At 65.6% G+C, this 20,995-nt stretch carries 17 protein-coding genes, 5 pseudogenes and 2 riboswitches; of the genes and pseudogenes, 15 read left to right on the forward strand and 7 right to left on the reverse strand.

Features of this window, described 5'->3' with window-relative positions; genetic code table 11:
* Window positions 1-28: 28 nt before the first annotated feature.
* The 7 genes and pseudogenes from G6N41_RS18075 to G6N41_RS18105 all read left to right on the forward strand — a co-directional run bounded on the left by G6N41_RS18075 (window position 29) and on the right by G6N41_RS18105 (window position 8,089).
* Window positions 29-1,681, forward strand: a complete 1,653-nt coding sequence (locus G6N41_RS18075; protein WP_198967911.1) for an acetolactate synthase — start codon at window positions 29-31, stop codon at window positions 1,679-1,681.
* Window positions 1,682-1,727: 46 nt separating this feature from the next.
* Window positions 1,728-2,599, forward strand: a pseudogene (locus G6N41_RS18080) (IS5 family transposase).
* Window positions 2,600-2,727: 128 nt separating this feature from the next.
* Window positions 2,728-5,064 (forward strand): accessory Sec system translocase SecA2, encoded by a 2,337-nt coding sequence (gene secA2, locus G6N41_RS18085; RefSeq protein ID WP_198965297.1) that lies wholly within the window; start codon window positions 2,728-2,730, stop codon window positions 5,062-5,064.
* Window positions 5,065-5,185: 121 nt separating this feature from the next.
* Window positions 5,186-5,815: a CDP-alcohol phosphatidyltransferase family protein gene (locus G6N41_RS18090; RefSeq protein ID WP_198965298.1), complete on the forward strand. Its 630-nt coding sequence runs from the start codon at window positions 5,186-5,188 to the stop codon at window positions 5,813-5,815.
* Window positions 5,808-6,728 carry a DUF881 domain-containing protein gene (locus tag G6N41_RS18095; RefSeq protein ID WP_198965299.1) on the forward strand — a complete coding sequence of 307 codons (921 nt, stop codon included), beginning with the start codon at window positions 5,808-5,810 and terminating at the stop codon, window positions 6,726-6,728. The genes G6N41_RS18090 and G6N41_RS18095 overlap by 8 nt, the downstream gene beginning before the upstream one ends.
* A 62-nt stretch (window positions 6,729-6,790) precedes the next feature.
* Window positions 6,791-7,123, forward strand: a complete 333-nt coding sequence (locus G6N41_RS18100; protein WP_198965300.1) for a small basic family protein — start codon at window positions 6,791-6,793, stop codon at window positions 7,121-7,123.
* Between the two features lie 24 nt (window positions 7,124-7,147).
* Entirely contained in the window at window positions 7,148-8,089 is a 942-nt protein-coding gene (locus tag G6N41_RS18105) for a DUF881 domain-containing protein (protein WP_407663640.1), read from the forward strand.
* Here G6N41_RS18105 and G6N41_RS18110 read toward each other — a convergent pair.
* The 3 genes from G6N41_RS18110 to G6N41_RS18120 are packed head-to-tail and all read right to left on the reverse strand — an operon-like array spanning window position 8,067 to window position 8,996.
* Window positions 8,067-8,615 carry a hypothetical protein gene (locus G6N41_RS18110; RefSeq protein ID WP_231608575.1) on the reverse strand — a complete coding sequence of 183 codons (549 nt, stop codon included), beginning with the start codon at window positions 8,613-8,615 and terminating at the stop codon, window positions 8,067-8,069. The two genes, G6N41_RS18105 and G6N41_RS18110, sit on opposite strands and share 23 nt — an antisense overlap.
* 10 nt (window positions 8,616-8,625) lie before the next feature.
* Window positions 8,626-8,781, reverse strand: a complete 156-nt coding sequence (locus G6N41_RS18115; RefSeq protein ID WP_198965232.1) for a hypothetical protein — start codon at window positions 8,779-8,781, stop codon at window positions 8,626-8,628.
* Complete coding sequence (locus G6N41_RS18120) at window positions 8,757-8,996, reverse strand: hypothetical protein (protein ID WP_198913343.1); 240 nt, start codon at window positions 8,994-8,996, stop codon at window positions 8,757-8,759. The genes G6N41_RS18115 and G6N41_RS18120 overlap by 25 nt, the downstream gene beginning before the upstream one ends.
* A gap of 67 nt (window positions 8,997-9,063) precedes the next feature.
* On the opposite strand from G6N41_RS18120, the pseudogene G6N41_RS18125 reads away from it, so the two are divergent.
* A pseudogene (locus tag G6N41_RS18125) lies at window positions 9,064-9,937 on the forward strand (IS5 family transposase).
* A 107-nt stretch (window positions 9,938-10,044) separates the two neighbouring features.
* On the opposite strand, the gene G6N41_RS18130 reads toward G6N41_RS18125, so the two are convergent.
* Entirely contained in the window at window positions 10,045-10,260 is a 216-nt protein-coding gene (locus G6N41_RS18130) for a hypothetical protein (protein WP_198968062.1), read from the reverse strand.
* 186 nt (window positions 10,261-10,446) lie between these two features.
* On the opposite strand from G6N41_RS18130, the gene gcvH reads away from it, so the two are divergent.
* The 6 genes from gcvH (at window position 10,447) to gcvP (ending at window position 17,094) form a co-directional block, all read left to right on the forward strand.
* Window positions 10,447-10,851, forward strand: coding sequence for a glycine cleavage system protein GcvH (gene gcvH, locus G6N41_RS18135; RefSeq protein ID WP_012394417.1), 405 nt, complete (start codon window positions 10,447-10,449; stop codon window positions 10,849-10,851).
* Window positions 10,852-11,117: 266 nt separating this feature from the next.
* Window positions 11,118-11,597: a glycogen accumulation regulator GarA gene (gene garA, locus G6N41_RS18140; RefSeq protein WP_407663641.1), complete on the forward strand. Its 480-nt coding sequence runs from the start codon at window positions 11,118-11,120 to the stop codon at window positions 11,595-11,597.
* Window positions 11,594-12,349 carry a transcriptional regulator FtsR gene (ftsR, locus tag G6N41_RS18145; RefSeq protein ID WP_198965302.1) on the forward strand — a complete coding sequence of 252 codons (756 nt, stop codon included), beginning with the start codon at window positions 11,594-11,596 and terminating at the stop codon, window positions 12,347-12,349. Before garA ends, ftsR begins: the two co-directional genes overlap by 4 nt.
* Before the next feature lie 140 nt (window positions 12,350-12,489).
* Window positions 12,490-12,984: a bifunctional nuclease family protein gene (locus G6N41_RS18150; RefSeq protein ID WP_198965303.1), complete on the forward strand. Its 495-nt coding sequence runs from the start codon at window positions 12,490-12,492 to the stop codon at window positions 12,982-12,984.
* Between the two features lie 277 nt (window positions 12,985-13,261).
* A complete protein-coding gene (locus tag G6N41_RS18155) occupies window positions 13,262-13,894 on the forward strand; it encodes a MerR family transcriptional regulator (protein WP_198965304.1) in 633 nt (210 codons plus the stop codon).
* Between the two features lie 72 nt (window positions 13,895-13,966).
* Window positions 13,967-14,064: riboswitch (glycine riboswitch) on the forward strand.
* Window positions 14,065-14,190: riboswitch (glycine riboswitch) on the forward strand.
* Between the two features lie 66 nt (window positions 14,191-14,256).
* The gene (gene gcvP, locus G6N41_RS18160; RefSeq protein ID WP_198965305.1) at window positions 14,257-17,094 is read left to right on the forward strand and encodes an aminomethyl-transferring glycine dehydrogenase; all 2,838 of its coding nucleotides are present in this window, start codon (window positions 14,257-14,259) and stop codon (window positions 17,092-17,094) included.
* 29 nt (window positions 17,095-17,123) lie between these two features.
* Here the strand turns inward: gcvP and G6N41_RS29800 are convergent.
* A pseudogene (locus tag G6N41_RS29800) lies at window positions 17,124-18,671 on the reverse strand (PE family protein).
* A gap of 279 nt (window positions 18,672-18,950) precedes the next feature.
* A complete protein-coding gene (locus G6N41_RS18170) occupies window positions 18,951-19,823 on the reverse strand; it encodes a haloalkane dehalogenase (protein WP_198965306.1) in 873 nt (290 codons plus the stop codon).
* 49 nt (window positions 19,824-19,872) lie between these two features.
* Between G6N41_RS18170 and G6N41_RS18175 the strand changes: the two are divergent.
* Window positions 19,873-20,070 (forward strand): annotated as a pseudogene (locus G6N41_RS18175) (alpha/beta hydrolase); the annotation flags it as partial.
* A 19-nt stretch (window positions 20,071-20,089) separates the two neighbouring features.
* On the opposite strand, the pseudogene G6N41_RS18180 reads toward G6N41_RS18175, so the two are convergent.
* A pseudogene (locus G6N41_RS18180) lies at window positions 20,090-20,963 on the reverse strand (IS5 family transposase).
* Window positions 20,964-20,995 lie beyond the last annotated feature (32 nt).

The raw sequence follows: 20,995 nt of genomic DNA on the forward strand, positions 1-20,995 counted from the left end.
GTGGCTAGGCTTCCCAAATATGACGGACATGAGCACCGCCGCCGCCCCAGTCCAAACCGTTCATGCCGGCCGGCTTGTCGCCCGCAGGCTGCGCGCCAGCGGTGTCGACACCGTGTTCACCCTATCGGGCGGCCATCTGTTTTCGCTCTATGACGGCTGCCGCGACGAGGGCGTCCGGTTGGTCGATACCCGCCACGAACAGACCGCGGCGTTCGCCGCCGAAGGCTGGTCGAAGGTCACCAGGGTGCCGGGCGTGGCGGCGCTGACGGCCGGCCCCGGGGTCACCAATGGCATGAGCGCAATGGCCGCCGCCCAACAGAACCAGTCGCCACTGGTGGTCCTGGGGGGCCGGGCACCGGCAGGGCGATGGGGGATGGGCTCGCTGCAGGAAATCGACCACGTGCCGTTTGTGGCGCCGTTGACCCGCTTTGCCGCCACCGCCCAGTCCGCCGAGGATGCCGGTCTCCTGGTCGACCAAGCGCTGCGGGCCGCGGTGGGCTCCCACTCCGGGGTCGCCTTCGTCGATTTCCCGATGGACCACGTGTTTTCCATGGCAGAAGATGACGGTCGGCCGGGCGTTCTGACCGAGCAACCGGCAGCCGCACAACACCCGGCCCCGAACGGCCGGGAAATCGATCGGGCCGCCGAGTTGCTCTCGCGGGCCCAGCGCCCGGTCATCATGGCCGGAACGAATGTCTGGTGGGGCCACGGGGAGCGCGCGCTGCTGCGCCTTGCCGAAGAACGGCAGATTCCGGTGCTGATGAACGGGATGGCGCGTGGCGTCGTGCCCGCCGACCATCCACTTGCCTTTTCGCGGGCCCGATCAAAAGCGCTGGGCGAGGCCGACGTCGCGCTGATTGTCGGCGTGCCGATGGACTTTCGTCTGGGCTTCGGCGGAGTCTTCGGGCCGCAGACCCAGCTCATCGTGGTGGACCGCGCCGAGCCCGAACGCCAGCATCCACGACCCATTGCCGCCGGCCTCTACGGGGACTTGAGTCAGATCCTGGCGGCGCTGACCGGACCTGATGCTGGCGACCATCAGAGCTGGATCCGCGAACTGCGCGACACCGAGACCGAGGCACGCGAACGGGAGAAGACCGAACTCGCTGAAGCTCGGATCCCGCTGCACCCCATGCGGGTGTACGCGGAATTGGCGCCGCTGCTGGATCGCGATGCGATCGTGGTCATCGACGCGGGCGATTTCGGGTCCTATGCCGGGCGTGTCATCGACAGCTACCAGCCGGGCTGCTGGCTCGACAGCGGCCCGTTCGGCTGCCTGGGATCGGGGCCCGGCTACGCCCTGGCCGCCAAGCTGGCCCGGCCGGAGCGTCAGGTGGTGCTGCTGCAAGGCGATGGCGCATTCGGGTTCAGCGGAATGGAATGGGACACGTTGGTCCGCCACAACGTGCCGGTCGTGTCGGTGGTCGGCAACAACGGCATCTGGGGTCTGGAGAAGCACCCGATGGAAGCGCTCTATGGCTATTCGGTGGTGGCCGAGCTGCGCCCGGGAACCCGCTACGACGAAGTGGTACGCGCCCTAGGCGGCCACGGAGAGCTGGTGGCCGCGCCCGCTGAACTTCGTCCCGCGCTGGAACGCGCCTTCGCCAGCGGGCTTCCGGCCGTCGTCAACGTTCTCACCGACCCGAGCGTCGCCTACCCGCGCCGATCAAACCTGGCCTAGGGCGTGTCTGCTTAATGTGAATGGTGTTTTGGCTGATGCTGTTTGGGTGATGCGGACGCATGCGATTTCTGATGATTTGTGGTCGCTGATCGTGGCGGTGTTGCCTGCGGGGCGGCGGCGTGGCCGGCCGTGGAACGATCATCGACGTACTCTGGAGGGCATTATCTGGCGTTACCGTACGGGATCTCCGTGGTGTGACCTGCCCGAGCACTTCGGTCCCTGGCAATCGGTGGCCGAGAGGCATCTACGCTGGTCGGTCGATGGCATCTACGCGCGGATCTTCGCGGCGATCGCCTCTGACCTCGACGCCGAGGACGCCGACCTGGGCGCACTGTTGTCGGTCGATTCGACCAGTGTGCGCGCCCACCAACACGCAGCCGGAGCGCGCCCGGGCGCCGCACAGGGGATCTGTCGAATTACAAGAAATATCTCGATGAGCCCGATGACCACGCCATTGGGCGTTCCCGCGGCGGGCTGACTACCAAGATCCACGCCTTGACCGACCAGCTGTGCAGTCCGGTCACCCTGGCACTGTCGGCCGGTCAAGCCGGTGATAATCCGATGCTTTGGCCACTGCTGGCCGCCCGGTGCAGCAACTCATACGCCCCGTTTCGCCTGCTGGCGGACAAGGCGTACTCCCATGACTCGACGCGGGCACAGCTGCGCCGGCTCAAGATCGCCCATACCATCCCCGAGCGCAGCGACCAGATCACCCGCCGCAAAGCCAAAGGCCGCAACAGAGGACGGCCTCCGGGGTTCTCAGGCCGAATCTACAAGCACCGCAACACCGTCGAGCGAAGCTTCAACCGGCTCAAACACTGGCGCGCGGTCGCCACCTGCTACGACAAATACGCCCTGACCTACCTCGGCGGTGTCACCCTGGCCGCCATCATCACCTACCACCGCGTCCGCAATTAGCAGACAGGACCTAGGCGGCTCGCCGCGCGTCGCGGGCAGCGAGCGTGCGCAGTTGTACAGCGGCGCCCGGCGTGTCGCGCACTAACACGCACGCTCGCCGCGGTTTGGGCGTCGCGTACCGTTGGGCTGTGTCCAAGACCACGCGCGCCCAGTCGGGCCGCCTGAGCAGCCGATTCTGGCGGTTGCTCGGCGCCACAACGGAAAAGAATCAAAACCGGTCGCTCGCCCAGGTGACCGCTTCAGCTGACTTCGACAAAGAAGCCGCCGACCTCAACGACGAAAAGCTGCGCAAGGCGGCCGGGCTGCTCAATCTGGAAGACCTCGCCGACTCCGCCGACATTCCCCAGTTCCTCGCGATCGCGCGGGAAGCGGGCGAGCGGGCGACCGGGCTGCGACCGTTCGACGTGCAGTTGCTTGGCGCCCTGCGCATGCTCGCCGGCGACGTGATCGAGATGGCTACCGGTGAGGGCAAGACTTTGGCCGGCGCGATCGCGGCCGCTGGCTACGCGTTGGGCGGTCGCCATGTCCACGTCGTGACCATCAACGACTACCTGGCCCGCCGCGACGCGGAGTGGATGGCGCCACTGCTGGAAGCGATGGACCTGACGGTCGGCTGGATCACCGCCGAATCAACCGGAGCAGACCGCAGAGCCGCATACGAATGCGACGTGACATATGCCTCGGTCAACGAGATCGGCTTCGATGTGTTGCGCGACCAGTTGGTCACCGATGTCGCCGACCTGGTCTCACCCAATCCGGATGTTGCGCTCATTGACGAGGCCGACTCGGTGCTGGTCGACGAGGCACTGGTCCCGCTGGTGCTGGCCGGGACGACTCACCGCGAGACACCGCGGCTGGAGATCATCAAGCTGGTGGGCCAACTCGTCAAAGACAAGGACGCCGACGAGTACTTCGCCACCGACGCCGACAGCCGCAACGTCCACCTGACCGAGGCCGGAGCGCGCAAGGTCGAAAAGGCGCTGGGCGGCATCGATCTGTACTCCGAAGAGCATGTCGGGACCACGCTGACCGAAGTCAATGTGGCCCTGCACGCCCATGTGCTGCTGCAGCGCGACGTGCACTACATCGTGCGAGACGACGCGGTTCACCTGATCAACGCGTCGCGCGGTCGCATCGCACAACTGCAGCGCTGGCCCGACGGGCTGCAGGCGGCGGTGGAGGCGAAGGAAGGTATCGAAACCACCGAGACCGGAGAGGTGCTCGACACCATCACGGTGCAGGCACTGATCAATCGGTACGTGACCGTGTGCGGCATGACCGGAACCGCGTTGGCGGCCGGTGAGCAGCTGCGCCAGTTCTACAAGTTGGGCGTGTCGCCGACACCGCCGAACACCCCCAACATTCGTGAGGACGAATCCGACCGGGTGTACATCACCGCGGCGGCCAAGAACGACGCGATCGTTGAACACATCGCCGAGGTACATGACACGGGACAGCCGGTCCTGGTCGGCACCCGCGACGTTGCCGAGTCCGAAGATCTGCACGAGCGGCTGTTGCGCCGCGACATTCCCGCGGTGGTGCTCAACGCCAAAAACGATGCCGAAGAGGCTGCGGTCATCGCCGAGGCCGGCACCCTGAGCAGGGTCACCGTCTCGACCCAGGTGGCCGGGCGTGGCACCGATATCCGGTTGGGCGGATCCGATGAAGCCGACCACGACCAGGTCGCCGAACTGGGCGGGCTGCACGTGGTGGGCACCGGCCGCCACCACACCCAACGGCTGGACAACCAGCTGCGCGGCCGCGCCGGGCGCCAGGGCGATCCCGGATCATCGGTGTTCTTCTCGAGCTGGGAAGACGACGTTGTCGCGGCCAACCTGGACGGCAACAAGCTTCCGATGGAAACCGACGAAGACGGCCAGATCGTCAGCGCCAAAGCGGCCGGGCTGCTCGACCACGCCCAGCGAGTTGCGGAGGGCCGCATGCTCGACGTGCACGCAAACACCTGGCGCTACAACCAACTGATCGCCCAGCAGCGCACCATCATCGTCGACCGGCGCAACACGTTGCTGCGCACCGCAACCGCACGTGAGGAACTCGCGGACTTGGCGCCCAAGCGGTACCAGGAGCTATCCGAGACAGTGTCCGAGGACCGCCTCGAGAAGATCTGTCGGATGATCATGCTCTATCACCTCGACCGGGGCTGGGCAGATCACCTGGCATACCTGGCCGACATCCGGGAAAGCATTCACCTGCGGGCGCTCGGCCGGCAGAATCCGCTTGACGAGTTTCACCGGATGGCGGTGGACGCGTTTGCCTCGCTGGCCGCGGACGCGATCGAGGCGGCACAGCAGACCTTCGAAACCGCCAACGTTCTCGAAGACGAGCCCGGGCTGGATCTGTCCAAATTGGCCAGGCCCACGTCGACATGGACCTACATGGTCAACGACAACCCACTGTCCGACGACACTCTCTCTACGCTGAGCCTGCCCGGCGTCTTCCGGTGAGCCGGGGCCGCAACCGTGCAGCCGGATTCATGTTCGTGCCCTACCGTGGGGCCAGGTTCCCGTTCGGGCGTTCGGCGCCCGTGATGCGGGCTCCCTCGTCACCCAGCTAAGGTCACCGCTCATGAAGCCAGTGCTCGCACAGAATCGGGTGCTGACGGTACCGAACTTGCTGAGCGCCATCCGCCTGGCCCTGATCCCAGTGTTCGTCTACGTAATGCTGATCGCGCCCGCCCATGGCTGGGCGGTGGCGATTCTGATGTTCAGCGGGGCCTCGGATTGGGCCGACGGCAAGATCGCCCGGCTCCTCAACCAGTCGTCCCGGCTGGGCGTGCTGCTGGACCCCGCCGTTGATCGGCTCTATATGATCACGGTGCCCATCGTGCTGGGGCTGAGCGGGATCGTGCCGTGGTGGTTCATCGCGGCACTGCTGGCCCGCGACGCGGCGCTGGCCCTGACTCTGCCGGCGCTGTGGAGCCGGGGGGTGTCGGCGCTGCCGGTCACCTACGTCGGCAAGGCCGCCACGTTTGCTTTGATGGCCGGGTTTCCGGTGCTGTTGCTGGGCCAGTGGGATGCGTTGTGGAGCCGAGCGCTCAAGGCATGCGGCTGGGCGTTTCTGATCTGGGGTCTGTATGCATACCTCTGGGCATTTGTGCTCTACATCGTGCAGATGACGATGGTGGTGCGCCGGATTCCCAAGATCAAGCACCGGACTTTCCAGCCGGTCGGCCGAAATGCGGGCGAGGATGGCTGAGGCGGGCCGGCTGCTCGGTGGCTATGACCCCAACGCCGGCTACAGTGCCCACGCCGCGCGGCCTAAACGGAACCCGGTGCCGTCGCTGCTTCGTGCCCTGCTGTCCGACCACCTCGATCCCGGTTACGCCGCGGCAGCCGCCAAACGCGAGAGTTCCGGCGCCCAGCGAACTGTTCGAGCCCGCGCTTTCGGCTGGCTGTGGCAGGCCCTGGCGGCCACGTTGGTCGCCGCGGTTTTCGCTGCCGCGGTCGCGCAAGCGCGCCTGGTTGCCCCCGGCGTGCACGCGGCACAGCAGCTGCTGGTGACCAGTGTGCGTTCCACTCAGGCCGCTGCCGCCGAACTGGCCCAGCGGCGCAGCGCACTCTCGGCGAAGGTCGACGACGTGCAGCGGCTGGCCTTGGCCGACGACGTCGAAGGACAACGGCTGCTGACCCAGCTCGACGCCCTCAATCTGGCGGCTGCCAGCACACCGGTCATCGGCCCTGGCTTGACGGTGACGGTGACCGACCCCGGTGTCGGGCCCAATCTTTCCGACGCATCCAAGCAGCGCGTCAGCGGCAGCCAGCAAATCATCTTGGACCGCGATCTGCAGCTCGTGCTCAACTCGCTGTGGGCAAGTGGGGCCGAGGCTGTCTCGGTCGACGGTGTCCGGATCGGACCGAATGTCACCATCCGCCAGGCCGGTGGAGCGATTCTGGTCGACAACAATCCCACCAGTAGCCCGTACACCATCCTCGCTGTCGGACCGCCTCACGCGATGCGAGACGCCTTCGACCGAAGTCCCGGCATGCGCCGTCTTAAGCTGCTGGAGATCTCCTACGGTGTCGGCGTTAGCGTCAACGTCGGCGACGGTCTGGCACTGCCCGCCGGATCCATTCGAGATGTCAAGTTCGCCAGGCAGATTGGGCCCTAGTGAGAGAAGCTCTGGTATTAGTGGTTTGCGGGGGGAGAGAAGCCGACGGGAAATCAGCCAGCATGATCGGAATTGAGGCACTTGCCGTGGGCATCGTGCTGGGCCTGGTTTTCCACCCCAGCGTGCCCGAGGCCATCCAGCCGTATCTGCCGATCGCGGTGGTGGCCGCGCTCGACGCGGTGTTCGGCGGACTTCGCGCCTATCTCGAGCGAATCTTCGACCCAAAGGTCTTCGTGGTGTCGTTCGTGTTCAACGTCTTGGTAGCCGCCCTGATCGTCTATGTGGGCCATCAATTGGGCGTTGGGACGCAGTTGTCCACCGCGATCATCGTCGTGCTGGGAATTCGCATCTTCGGCAACGCGGCGGCGCTGCGGCGCCGGCTGTTCGGAGCATGACGGAGATACGGAGATGAGGTCACTGTGAGTCAGGATCGTTGCGCCGCCGGCGGCGAAGAAAGCCGTGACGAAAACCGTGGCACGGCAACCCAACACGGTCACTCCAAGACGAACCCGAAAAGTCACGCAACCGCCAAGCACGGTCGTCACGAGATGCCTGCCGACCGTTCCCGGCCCGACCGTGGACCGCGCGAGACTCAAGATTCCACCGGCGCGCGCCGCGGCCGTTCCCGGTTGTTGTTTGGGGCGCTGGCGATCCTGTTGTGCCTGGTTTTGGGGGTGGCCATCGTGACCCAGGTGCGCCAGACCGAGTCCGGCGACTCGCTGGAAACGGCCCGGCCCGCGGACCTATTGGTGTTGCTGGACTCGCTGCGGCAACGCGAGGGAACGCTCAATGCCGAAGTGACCGACCTGCAGAACACTCTCAACGCGCTGGAGGCTTCCGGTAACAACGACCAGACCGCGATCGAGAGCGCTCAGGCCAGGCTGGCCGCGTTGTCCATCCTGGTCGGTGCGGTGGGCGCCACCGGGCCCGGGGTCACGGTGCGAATCGACGATCCGGGGCCGGGGGTGGCGCCGGAAGCGATGCTCGATGTGATCAACGAATTGCGTGCCGCCGGAGCCGAGGCGATCCAAGTCAGTGACGCTCAGCAGTCGGTTCGGGTCGGTGTGGATACCTGGGTCGTTGGTGCTCCCGGTGCGTTGACAATCGACAACAAGAACCTCTCACCGCCGTATTCGATTCTGGCGATTGGTGATCCACCTACACTGGCCGCGGCGATGAATATTCCGGGTGCCGCAGAGGACAGCATCAAACGTGTCGGCGGGCGGATGTCGGTACAGCAGTCCGACCGCGTAGACGTGACCGCCCGTGATGCATCAAGTCAAGATGCCCGCGAAACCTGGTTCATGCATCAGGTAAGGAATGCCCGCGAAATCGGGGTCAGGTGGTGGTCTTGCTTTTGATGCGGATGCCGGCTTTGAGGGCGGGTAGAGCGGCGGGTATGGCGGCGGGGTAGAGCTGTTCGGTCTTGTCTTTGGCGAGTCTGAGCAGGGCGGCTTGCAGGTCGGCGATCTGGTGGGCGATCGCGGCGGGGTTGAGGCTGTTGCGGTAGGTGAGCAGCTCTGTTTGTTGGGCCGCTGAGAGGACTCCGGCGGCCAGCAGCCGGTCCAGGGGGGTCTGGGGCTTGTCGTAGAGCCGGCGGCGGTGACCGTCGCGGCTGCAGCCGTAGCTGATGGGTTTGATGGTGGGGGTCAGGTAGTTGAGCCGGTCGTTGACCAGGTGCCACAGCCGGTTGAGCACGGCGCGTTCTTCGTCGGTGTCGTAGCGGTAGTAGAACCCGTAGCGACGCACGAGGTGGTTGTTTTTGGACTCGATGGTGGCCTGGTCGTTCTTCTTGTAGGGTCGTGAGCGGGTGAAGAAGATCTCCATGTCCGCGGCCCACTTGATGACCGCCTTATTGAGGAATTCGGTGCCGTTGTCGAAGTCCAAACCCGTTACCTTATAGGGATTTTAGTAATTCCGGTTTTGAGGGCGCCCAGGATGTGGGGTGGGCGTTGTTGCGCACCGTGCGGGTGAACACCCAGCCGATGTGCATGTCGGTGAGGTTGACCGTGCGGGCGAACTCACCTTTCAGTGTCGGGCCGCAGTGCGCCACGGTGTCGCCTTCGAAGAACCCCGGAGATTCTTCGGCCTCATCGCCTGCTTTGCAGATGGTGATCGAGGACCGCAGCAGCGGGAGGGTTTCGTCGTCGACACACCCGAGATCTGGTCGCGGGCCTTGGCGCCGCGCAGGTAGCGGTCGATCGTGGCGCTGCTCATCGCCAACAGCTCGGCACGCACCGCCGGGCCGTAACGGTCACGGCCGTCCACCAGTTCGCCGTGGCGTTCTAGGGCGTGTCTGCTTAATGTGAATGGTGTTTTGGCTGATGCTGTTTGGGTGATGCGGACGCATGCGATTTCTGATGATTTGTGGTCGCTGATCGTGGCGGTGTTGCCTGCGGGGCGGCGGCGTGGCCGGCCGTGGAACGATCATCGACGTACTCTGGAGGGCATTATCTGGCGTTACCGTACGGGATCTCCGTGGTGTGACCTGCCCGAGCACTTCGGTCCCTGGCAATCGGTGGCCGAGAGGCATCTACGCTGGTCGGTCGATGGCATCTACGCGCGGATCTTCGCGGCGATCGCCTCTGACCTCGACGCCGAGGACGCCGACCTGGGCGCACTGTTGTCGGTCGATTCGACCAGTGTGCGCGCCCACCGACACGCAGCCGGAGCGCGCTCCGGGCGCCGCACAGGGGGATCTGTCGAATTACAAGAAATATCTCGATGAGCCCGATGACCACGCCATTGGGCGTTCCCGCGGCGGGCTGACTACCAAGATCCACGCCTTGACCGACCAGCTGTGCAGTCCGGTCACCCTGGCACTGTCGGCCGGTCAAGCCGGTGATAATCCGATGCTTTGGCCATTGCTGGCCGCCCGGTGCAGCAACTCATACGCCCCGTTTCGCCTGCTGGCGGACAAGGCGTACTCCCATGACTCGACGCGGGCACAGCTGCGCCGGCTCAAGATCGCCCATACCATCCCCGAGCGCAGCGACCAGATCACCCGCCGCAAAGCCAAAGGCCGCAACAGAGGACGGCCTCCGGGGTTCTCAGGCCGAATTTACAAGCACCGTAACACCGTCGAGCGAAGCTTCAACCGGCTCAAACACTGGCGCGCGGTCGCCACCCGCTACGACAAATACGCCCTGACCTACCTCGGCGGTGTCACCCTGGCCGCCATCATCACCTACCACCGCGTCCGCAATTAGCAGACAGGACCTAGAGCATCCAACTGAAGTGCCATGGAAGCGGCCAGGTACCGGCCGCACTGCCCGCCTGAGGCCGCCCACACCTTCTGCAACACCTTGAGCGCATCCTAGGAGTACTTCGGATTGCGTTGCCGGCGAGTCCGTTTGGCGACCTGCCGACCCGCTCCCGGCGGCGCGGCCGCCGCCCTCAACCGCCGCCGGGCGTTGTCACGCGACCAGCCGGTGACCGCCACCACCTGATCCAGAATCTGCCCCTTGTCCGCCTTCGGCGCCCCCACATACGCCCTGGCGAACTTCGCGGTGATCTCGGCCCGAGACGACATCGACAGCCCACTTCCCATGCCTGCCGAGGATCGACCGTTTCGCGGGCATTTTTACGTGATGCACCGAGGACGCTTCACGGGCATTTCTCGTGATGCTTGCCGCCGCCTTGCGGCAACCAAAACCTCACCAATACGCTCAGCCCGTCAAATGAACTAACACCGAAAACCGACCAGAACAGGATTACCGTGAGCGATATCCCCGCCGACCTGCACTACACCGCCGAGCACGAGTGGATTCGCCGGACCGCGGAGGACACCGTGCGGGTCGGGATCACCGACTTCGCGCAGTCTGCGCTCGGTGATGTGGTCTTCGTGCAGCTGCCCGACGTGGGTGCCGAAGTGACCGCCGGGGAGACCTTCGGCGAGGTCGAATCGACCAAGTCGGTGTCTGATCTGTTTGCCCCGATCTCGGGCAAGGTGGCCGCGGTGAACGCTGATCTGGAAGCGACGCCACAGCTGGTGAACACCGATCCGTATGGCGCCGGCTGGTTGCTGGACGTGCAGGTCGAGGGTTCCGACGTCGCCGCGCTGGAATCGGCGTTGGCGGCTTTGCTTGACGCCCAGACCTACCGCGACACGGTGACCGAATGATCGGTTGCTAAGGTCCCTGCCAGCGTTGGGGGTGCGTTGGACCCGTGACTGACCTATGAGGAACCAGCCTTTCGGGCATACGATCCGCAGTGGCGGGCACGTCGCCGCCGCGGGGCGGACCCTCGCGCGGTACGGTCGATAGATCAGCGTTGGAAGCGTTTGAAGGCAGTAAAAGGTAGTTCAAGCGGTATATCCGAGGGAGAAGCCGGTCGACCGGCTCGGCGGTCAAGGCGATAGCGGCCAGTGAGGAGCAGCGGGTGACGGACATGGACGCAGCAAGAGATAGCGACCAGACTTCTGACGAAGTTACCGTGGAGACGACATCGGTCTTCCGCGCTGACTTCCTCAACGAACTGGACGCCCCCACCCAGTCGGGCACCGAAAGCTCAGTTTCAGGGGTAGAGGGACTGCCGGCCGGCTCGGCGTTGCTGGTCGTGAAGCGGGGGCCCAACGCCGGGTCGCGATTCCTGCTCGATCAACCCATCACCTCGGCTGGTCGGCATCCCGACAGCGACATCTTCCTCGATGACGTAACGGTGAGCCGTCGTCACGCCGAATTCCGCTTGGAAGGCAACGAGTTCAGCGTCGTGGACGTCGGGAGCCTCAACGGCACCTACGTCAACCGGGAGCCGGTTGATTCGGCCGTGTTGGCAAACGGCGACGAGGTTCAAATCGGCAAGTTCCGCCTGGTCTTCCTGACCGGCCCCAAGCAAGGTGACGACGACGGGGGCACCGGAGGCCAGTGAGCGCGCCCGATAGCCCCGCGCTCGCCGGGATGTCCATCGGGGCGGTGTTGGAACTGCTCCGACCGGACTTCCCAGATGTCACCATCTCCAAGCTCCGTTTCCTGGAGGCCGAAGGGCTGGTGACGCCGCAGCGCGCGGCATCGGGGTATCGGAGGTTCACCGCTTACGACTGTGCGCGGCTGCGCTTCATACTCACCGCTCAGCGTGATCATTACCTACCGCTCAAAGTAATCAGGTCGGAGCTGGACGCCCAGCCCGACGGCCAGTTGCCGGCGATTGGATCCCCTTACGGGGTACCGAGATTGGTGTCGGTGGCGGGTAACAGTGCCGGCACCGCCGGACCTGACGGGGGATCTGACACCGGGGCAGTGGCGCCGGCGCGAGTTCGGCTCAGTCGCGAAGACCTGATCGAGCGCTCGGGCGTCGACGACGAACTGCTCAGTGCGGTGTTGAAGGCCGGCGTGATCACAACCGGGCCGGGTGGGTTCTTCGACGAACACGCCGTGGTAATCCTGCAGTGCGCCCGCGCGCTGTCGGAATACGGCGTGGAGCCACGGCACCTGCGCGCTTTCCGCTCGGCGGCCGACCGGCAGTCGGACCTGATCGCACAGATCGCCGGGCCGTTGGTCAAGGCAGACAAGGCCGGCGCGCGCGACCGTGCCGACGACTTGGCGCGTGAGGTGGCCGCACTGGCGATCACCTTGCACACCTCGTTAATCAAATCCGCTGTACGCGACGTTCTGCACCGCTGAGGATTAGACTTTCCTCGACAGCTCGGTGTTCGGCGACAAAGGCCCGACAATGGCAGACAGTGGCAATGGGATGGGTGTTCACCGTGTCGTCACGCTGAGCAATGGTCGGTCACGGCGGGAAGTGTGGAGGGCAGACACAGATGGGTGAAGTTCGTGTTGTCGGTATTCGCGTCGAGCAACCGCAGAACCAGCCGGTGCTGTTGCTGCGCGAAGCCGACGGTGACCGGTACCTACCGATTTGGATCGGCCAGTCCGAGGCCGCTGCCATCGCGCTTGAGCAACAAGGCGTGGAGCCGCCCCGGCCGTTGACGCACCACTTGATCAGGGATCTCATTGCCGCGCTCGGGCATTCCCTCAAGGAAGTGCGCATCGTCGATCTGCAAGAGGGCACGTTCTATGCGGATTTGATCTTCGACCGCAACATCACGGTCTCGGCTCGCCCCTCCGACTCGGTGGCGATTGCGCTGCGCGTCGGTGTTCCGATTTATGTCGAGGAGGCGGTGCTGGCCCAGGCCGGCCTGTTGATACCCGACGAGGGTGACGAGGAGGCCGGAAGCGCCGTTCGAGAGGACGAGGTCGAGAAATTCAAAGAGTTTCTCGACAGCGTTTCGCCCGACGACTTCAAGGCCACCTGACCCAACAAAGGTGCAGGAAAAAAGCAATCGTGAGGGAGGATCAACAACGTCACGGATCCGTCTCATCTCGCAACATGCCATCTCGACACGCCTAGGGGATGGCGCTCACGGGCCCACGCAGCGTCCATACTTTGAAGGCGACTTGATGATCAACCCGCGGACCGTAACGGTCCAACAGCGTATGCTCTTCAGCACTCGGCCCTGAGCAAACGTGGTTGCCGAGGCAGCCAGTGACGCAGCTAGTGACACAACAGCGCGATCGGCGAGAGGAAACACCGTGAGCGACCAGCCACGTCAAGAACAGCTGGATCTTGCAGCCAACCCAACCGCTGGGACCAACGGTTCTTACGATGGCTCTGCAGCAGGCAAACCCGTGCAGCAGGGACTGTTCCCCGACGATTCGGTACCCGACGAGCTGGTCGGCTACCGCGGACCAAGCGCTTGTCAGATTGCGGGTATCACCTACCGCCAACTCGACTACTGGGCACGCACCTCGTTGGTTGTGCCCTCGATCCGCGGCGCGGCAGGATCGGGCAGTCAGCGCCTGTACTCCTTCAAAGACATTCTGGTGCTCAAGATCGTCAAGCGATTGCTCGACACCGGCATCTCGCTGCACAACATCCGGGTTGCGGTCGATCACCTGCGTCAGCGCGGGGTCCAGGATCTGGCCAACATCACCCTGTTCTCCGACGGGACAACCGTCTATGAGTGCACGTCGGCCGAGGAGGTCGTAGACCTGCTGCAAGGCGGCCAGGGTGTGTTCGGCATCGCGGTTTCGGGCGCGATGCGGGAGCTGACCGGAGTCATCGCCGACTTCCACGGCGAGCGGGCCGACGGCGGAGAATCCATTGCCGCCCCTGAAGACGAGTTGGCGTCCCGCCGCAAGCATCGAGACCGCAAGATCGGCTGACCGCCTTCGGCACCACGCATCGGCGTGCACCGCGCCGTCGCTGCGGCTGGCCGAGTAAACTGGGCGGCGCATCGTTCTCGTGCGGGAGAGTTCTGTGGCCGCCAGCTACGGACGCCGAAGGAGCAACACCTCTCCGTCAATCTCTCAGGCCCCCGGACCGCGCTGGATGACGATGCCTCTGGAAAGCGGTGGTGACCCGTAGCGGTCCTCACCCGCCGATGGGGAAAGGCGCCCGCTTGGGCTGGGCGCTGAATCTCTCAGGCGCCTGGTGCACGGGTGAAGACAGAGGGAGAGGGCCCGCTAGTCCTCTGCCCGCACGTGGCCTTGGGTAAGGCCCGTCCGCTGCCCAGTCAGGAGTCACCGTGTCCGACCACTCCATGTTCGAGTCGACCTTCGCAGACCGCCACATCGGGCTGGACAACCAGGCCATCGCGACCATGCTTGCGGTGATCGGCGTCGACTCGCTCGACGACTTGGCCGCCAAGGCGGTGCCGACGCGGATTTTCGATACGCCCACCGCCAGCGGCCGCGCGCCGGGCCTAGATCAGCTGCCGCCGGCCGCCAGCGAGGCCGAGGCCCTGGCCGAGCTACGTGCGCTGGCTGACACCAACACCACGGCCGTGTCGATGATCGGACAGGGCTACTACGACACATTCACGCCGCAGGTTCTGTTGCGCAACATCATGGAGAACCCGGCCTGGTACACCGCCTACACGCCGTACCAGCCCGAGATCAGCCAGGGGCGGCTCGAGGCGTTGCTCAACTTTCAGACGATGGTCACCGATCTCACCGGCCTCGAGATCGCGAATGCTTCGATGCTCGACGAGGGCACCGCGGCGGCGGAAGCCATGACGCTCATGCACCGTGCAACGCGCAGTTCCACCAAGCGTCTCGCGGTGGACGCCGACCTGTTCACCCAAACCGCCGCAGTGCTGGCCACGCGCGCCAAGCCGTTGGGTATCGAGATCGTCACCACCGACCTGCGCGACGGGTTGCCCGACGGCGAATTCTTCGGGGTGATCGCCCAGCTGCCCGGGGCGAGTGGGCGCATCACCGACTGGACCGCCCTGATCCAGCAGGCCCATGACCGCGGCGCGCTGGTGTCCATCGGCGCCGATCTGTTGGCGCTGACACTTCTCACGCCGCCCGGCGAGATCGGTGCTGACATCGCGTTCGGCACCACCCAACGTTTCGGGGTTCCAATGGGATTCGGCGGCCCGCACGCCGGATATCTGTCGGTGCACGCCAAGCACGCCCGGCAGTTGCCCGGCCGGTTGGTCGGCGTATCGGTCGATAGTGACGGCAACCCGGCCTATCGTCTCGCGCTGCAGACCCGCGAGCAGCACATTCGCCGCGACAAGGCGACCAGCAATATCTGTACCGCTCAGGTGCTGCTGGCGGTGATGGCCGCAATGTATGCGAGCTATCACGGCGCCGATGGGCTGACCGGCATCGCCCGGCGGGTGCACGGGCATGCCGAGACCATCGCCGGTGCGCTGGGCGACGCGCTGGTGCACGACACGTTCTTCGACACCGTGCTGGCGCGGGTACCCGACCGTGCCGATGAGGTGGTGGCCGCGGCCAAGGCGAGCGGAGTCAACCTATGGCGCGTCGACGCTGACCACGTGTCGGTGGCCTGCGACGAGGTAACCACCGCCGCGCACGTGACCGCGGTCCTGGACGCGTTCGGGGTGTCGGCCGCCAAGGCAGCGCGCGCCGAGATCGCGACGCGCACCTCAGAGTTCTTGACTCATCCCGCATTCACCAATTACCGCACCGAGACTTCGATGATGCGCTACCTGCGCGAACTCGCGGACAAAGATATTGCGCTGGACCGCAGCATGATTCCGCTCGGCTCATGCACGATGAAGCTCAATGCCGCAACCGAGATGGAGTCGATTACCTGGCCTGAGCTCGGACGTCAGCATCCGTTTGCCCCGGCCTCGGATACCCCGGGCCTGCGTCGGCTCATCACTGAGCTGCAGGGCTGGTTGGCGGCCATCACCGGCTACGACGAGGTCTCCTTGCAGCCCAACGCGGGCTCACAGGGGGAGTACTCCGGCCTATTGGCCATCCACGAATACCACGCCAGCCGGGGGGAGCCGCACCGCGATATCTGCCTGATCCCGTCCAGCGCACACGGCACCAATGCGGCTTCGGCCGCCCTGGCCGGGATGCGGGTTGTCGTGGTGGGTTGCCACGACAACGGCGATGTCGACCTCGACGATCTGCGTGCCAAGGTCGGCGACCACGCCGACCGGTTGGCGGCGCTGATGATCACCTACCCCTCCACGCACGGCGTTTACGAGCACGACATTGCCGACATCTGTGCGGCGGTGCACGACGCCGGCGGCCAGGTGTACGTCGACGGCGCCAACCTCAACGCGCTGGTGGGCCTGGCCCGACCGGGCAAATTCGGCGGCGATGTCAGCCACCTGAACCTGCACAAGACCTTCTGCATCCCGCACGGGGGCGGTGGTCCGGGAGTGGGTCCGGTGGCGGTGCGGTCGCATCTGGCTCCGTTTCTGCCGGGCCATCCGTTCGCGCCGGAACTACCCCAAGGGGATCCGGTGTCGGCGGCGCCCTACGGGTCTGCCTCGATCCTGCCCATCACCTGGGCCTACATCCGCATGATAGGCGCCGACGGTCTGCGCGCGGCGTCGCTGACCGCGATCGCCTCGGCCAACTACATCGCGCGGCGTCTGGACGAGTATTTCCCGGTGCTCTACACCGGCGAGAACGGCATGGTCGCCCACGAGTGCATCCTGGACCTGCGCGGCATCACCAAGGCAACCGGAGTGACTGTCGACGATGTCGCAAAGCGGTTGGCAGACTATGGATTTCACGCACCTACCATGAGCTTCCCGGTGGCCGGCACGCTCATGGTGGAGCCGACCGAAAGCGAGAGCCTGGCCGAGGTCGACGCGTTCTGCGACGCGATGATCAGCATCCGCGCCGAAATCGACCGGGTCGGGTCCGGACAGTGGCCCGTTGACGATAATCCGCTACGGGGCGCGCCACACACGGCGCAGTGTTTGCTGGTGGGCGAGTGGGACCACCCGTACACCCGCGAGGAAGCGGCCTACCCGCTCGGCACCGCGTTTCGGCCGAAAGTCTGGCCGGCGGCGCGCCGTATCGACGGCGCCTATGGCGACCGCAACCTGGTCTGCTCCTGCCCGCCGGTGGAGGCTTTCGCCTAGGGCCGACCCGGTCGGCCGCGGGTTTCCGGCTAGGGCCCGTCGGTCCCGTTTGCTCCGGCCACCGTCCCGCCGGTGCCGCCGGTGCCCCCGGTTCCATTGACACCGCCGCGCCCGCCGTTGCCGCCGTTGCCGATCAACTGTGCATCGCCGCCGTTGCCGCCGTCCCCGAAGTTGCGACTGCTCCCGGACGTGCCCGCGTCACCACCAGCACCACCGTTGCCGATGAGCGCGGCCTCGCCGCCGTTTCCACCGTTGCCGCTGTTGCCGAGTCCGCCCCCGGCCGCTCCGCCGGCCCCGCCGTTGTTCAGCAGCTTGGCGCCATGGCCGCCATCCCCGCCAGTCCCACCGGTGCCGCCAGCCAGGGCGGCCCCACCGATGCCACCGGCCCCGCCGCTGCCGATCAGGCCGACCGCATCACCGCCGTCCCCGGCGTCTGACATCGTCGCGCCGCCGCCTGCACCGCCGTTACCGATCAGCGTCCCGCCGGTGCCCCCGTCGCCGCCGTGGGCGAGACCGAGAGCGGTGCCGCCGTCGCCACCGTTGCCGACCATTCCGGCATTGCCCCCGGCACCGCCGGCCCCGCCGCCGTGCTGACCGAACGCACCGAGCCCGCCGGCCCCGCCGTCGCCCCACAGTTGTCCGCCATTACCGCCGGCACCACCGGCCCCGCCCAATCCGCCCAGGGCCGCCGTGGGCACCACAGGGCCGCCGGCGCCGCCCGCCCCGCCATCGCCGAACCACCCGACAGCGGATCAACCGGCGCCGCCGGCGCCGCCTGCCGCGCTCGGGTCGGCGGCGCCCATCCCGCCGATCCCGCCGGCCCCGCCGTCGCCGCATAGTTTTCCACCGATGCCGCCCACGCCGCCGGCGCCGCCGTTGAGTCCTTCGGCGCCCCCGCCGGCCCCGCCGATGCCCCCGTTTCCGAACAGCCCGACGGCCGCCCCGCCGGCACCCCCGGACCCGCCGTTACCGACGGCCGCCGAGCCGATCCCACCGACGCCGCCATTGCCGCCGTTGCCGATCAGCCACCCACCGGTGCCGCCGGCCAATCCGTTCGACCCCGAACCGCCGGCGCCGCCATTGCCGCCGTTGCCGATCAGGCCGGCGGCCCCACCGACCCCACCCGCCTGGCCGGCCAGCCCGCTGCCGCCGTTGCCGCCGTTACCAAACAACAAGCCACCGTCCGCACCGGCCTGGCCCGGTGCCCCGTCGGCTCCATTGCCGATCAGCGGGCGCCCCAACATCGCCATCGTCTCCCCGTTGGCCGCGTCAAGCAGCGATTGCAGCGGCGAGACGTTGGCGGCTTCGGCGCCCGAGTAGGCCCCCGCGGCCGAGGTCATCGCCGCAACGAACTGGTCATGAAATTGGGCCGCCTGAGCGCTCAAGATTTGGTAGGCCTGGCCGTGCGCGGCGAACAAGGCGGCGATGACCGCGGACACCTCATCCGCACCGGCCGCTAACACCGCAGTGGTGGGCGCGGTTGCCGCCACATTCGCCATGTTGATCGTCGAGCCGATGCTTGCTATATCTGACGCCGCCGCTTGCACCATTTCGGGAGCGGCCACCACAAACGACATTATGCTTTCCTCTCAAACATCGATTCGACGGAACAATGTCGCATTTCAGTAGGGCAAACACCCTGTTCAGGGTGCGCAATTCACCGTAACTGATTCGACTTATCGCAACATTAGCAATTCGCGCTGTGATGAATTGACGATATTAGAGAACATTTACACTTGACACATTTAATTCACCACAATAGCCATAAAATTGCAGGTGGAATTCATCATGTCCGGAACAATTGGAGGCACGCCTCGGGGCAGCCCCGGCGCACCGCCGGGGTTTGGGCCCACAGGTCAGCCGAACCGCGCGATGATTGCCGCGGCGATCTCGTCGGGGGCATCCTCCTGGATGAAATGCTTGGCCTGGGGCAGTTCGACCAGGACATGATCGGCGAACACCGCGCGCATCCGCGCAAGCATCGGCTCGGGCCGGAATGCGAAGTCCTTCATACCCCACACCAGCAGGGCGGGTTTGGTGCCCAGCTGTGCCGGCACCTCGCTGGCAAGCCTGGCCAGCAATGGACGCGCGGCCAGGATCTGCTTGGGCATCTCCGCGACACCCACACGTGCTGACGCGGTTGGTTGCACGCCACGGTAGTGCTCCATGACCGCGCTACTCGGGCGATGGGTCGTTCCGGCCGGAATCAGCCGTTCCACGAAGAAATTGTGGTGCAAGATCGCGTACTGCATGGGAAGGCTGGACATCACTGTGCTGAACGCCTTCATCGTCAGCGTGTCGGCCGGCCAGGACCAGGTATTGCCCAACACGATTCCGCGCACCCGTTCGGCGCGCTCGACCGCGACCGCCATGCTGATCGGTCCGCCCCAGTCCTGGCCCATGGTCAAGTAGTTGTCCAGACCCAGGTGGTCGACGAACTCGCCAACCACCTGCGCATGCTCGTCGACCTTGTACCCGAACGTGCCGGGATGCTCGGACAGGCCGAAACCGAGGTAGTCCGGAGCGATACAGCGGAAGTGATCCCGCAGCGCCACGATGATGTGGCGGTACAGGAAACTCCAGGTCGGGTTGCCGTGACATAGCAGGATTGGCGGGCCGTCGCCCTCGTCGATGTAATGCAGGCGCCCCCGGGAGCTGTCGAACCAGCGCGATGCGAATGGGTACAACTTCGGATCCGGAGTGAAATCCGGAGTGAATTGCCGGCCCATTACCCTCGTTACCCTCCTGTCGTGGTGCTCACGATGGTATGCCCGAAGGGTGACATCACCGAGTGTTAGCGACTGGCGTGCGGGTGGCGGCTGGATAAACACGGCTGCGGGGAAAGTGTTCGTGCGATCTGGTGAGGGCATTGCGCCCACGGTCCTGCTCCTGCACGGATTCCCATCCAGTTCGTTCGACTTCCGGTCGGTGATTCCGTACCTGGCGGGTCAGGCCTGGCTGACCATGGACTTTCTGTCGGACAAGGTCCTGTCTGCTAATTGCGGACGCGGTGGTAGGTGATGATGGCGGCCAGGGTGACACCGCCGAGGTAGGTCAGGGCGTATTCGTCGTAGCAGGTGGCGACCGCGCGCCAGTGTTTGAGCCGGTTGAAGCTTCGCTCGACGGTGTTACGGTGCTTGTAGATTCGGCCTGAGAACCCCGGAGGCCGTCCTCCGTTGCGGCCTTTAGCTTTGCGGCGGGTGATCTGGTCGCTGCGCTCGGGGATGGTATGGGCGATCTTGAGCCGGCGCAGCTGTGCCCGCGTCGAGTCATAGGAGTACGCCTTGTCCGCCAGCAGGCGAAACGGGGCGTATGAGTTGCTGCACCGGGCGGCCAGCAATGGCCAAAGCATCGGATTATCACCGGCTTGACCGGCCGACAGTGCCAGGGTGACCAGACTGCACAGCTGGTCGGTCAAGGCGTGGATCTTGGTAGTCAGCCCGCCGCGGGAACGCCCAATAGCGTGGTCATCGGGCTCATCGAGATATTTCTTGTAATTCGACAGATCCCCCTGTGCGGCGCCCGGAGCGCGCTCCGGCTGCGTGTCGGTGGGCGCGCACACTGGTCGAATCGACCGACAACAGTACGCCCAGGTCAGCGTCCTCGGCGTCGAGGTCAGAGGCGATCGCCGCGAAGATCCGCGCGTAGATGCCATCGACCGACCAGCGTAGATGCCTCTCGGCCACCGATTGCCAGGGACCGAAGTGCTCGGGCAGGTCACACCACGGAGATCCCGCACGGTAACGCCAGATAATGCCCTCCAGAGTACGTCGATGATCGTTCCACGGCCGGCCACGCCGCCGCCCCGCAGGCAACACCGCCACGATCAGCGACCACAAATCATCAGAAATCGCATGCATCCGCATCACCCAAACAGCATCAGCCAAAACACCATTCACAT

This window comes from Mycobacterium shottsii (genome assembly GCF_010728525.1).
In the GTDB taxonomy this organism is placed as follows: domain Bacteria; phylum Actinomycetota; class Actinomycetes; order Mycobacteriales; family Mycobacteriaceae; genus Mycobacterium; species Mycobacterium marinum.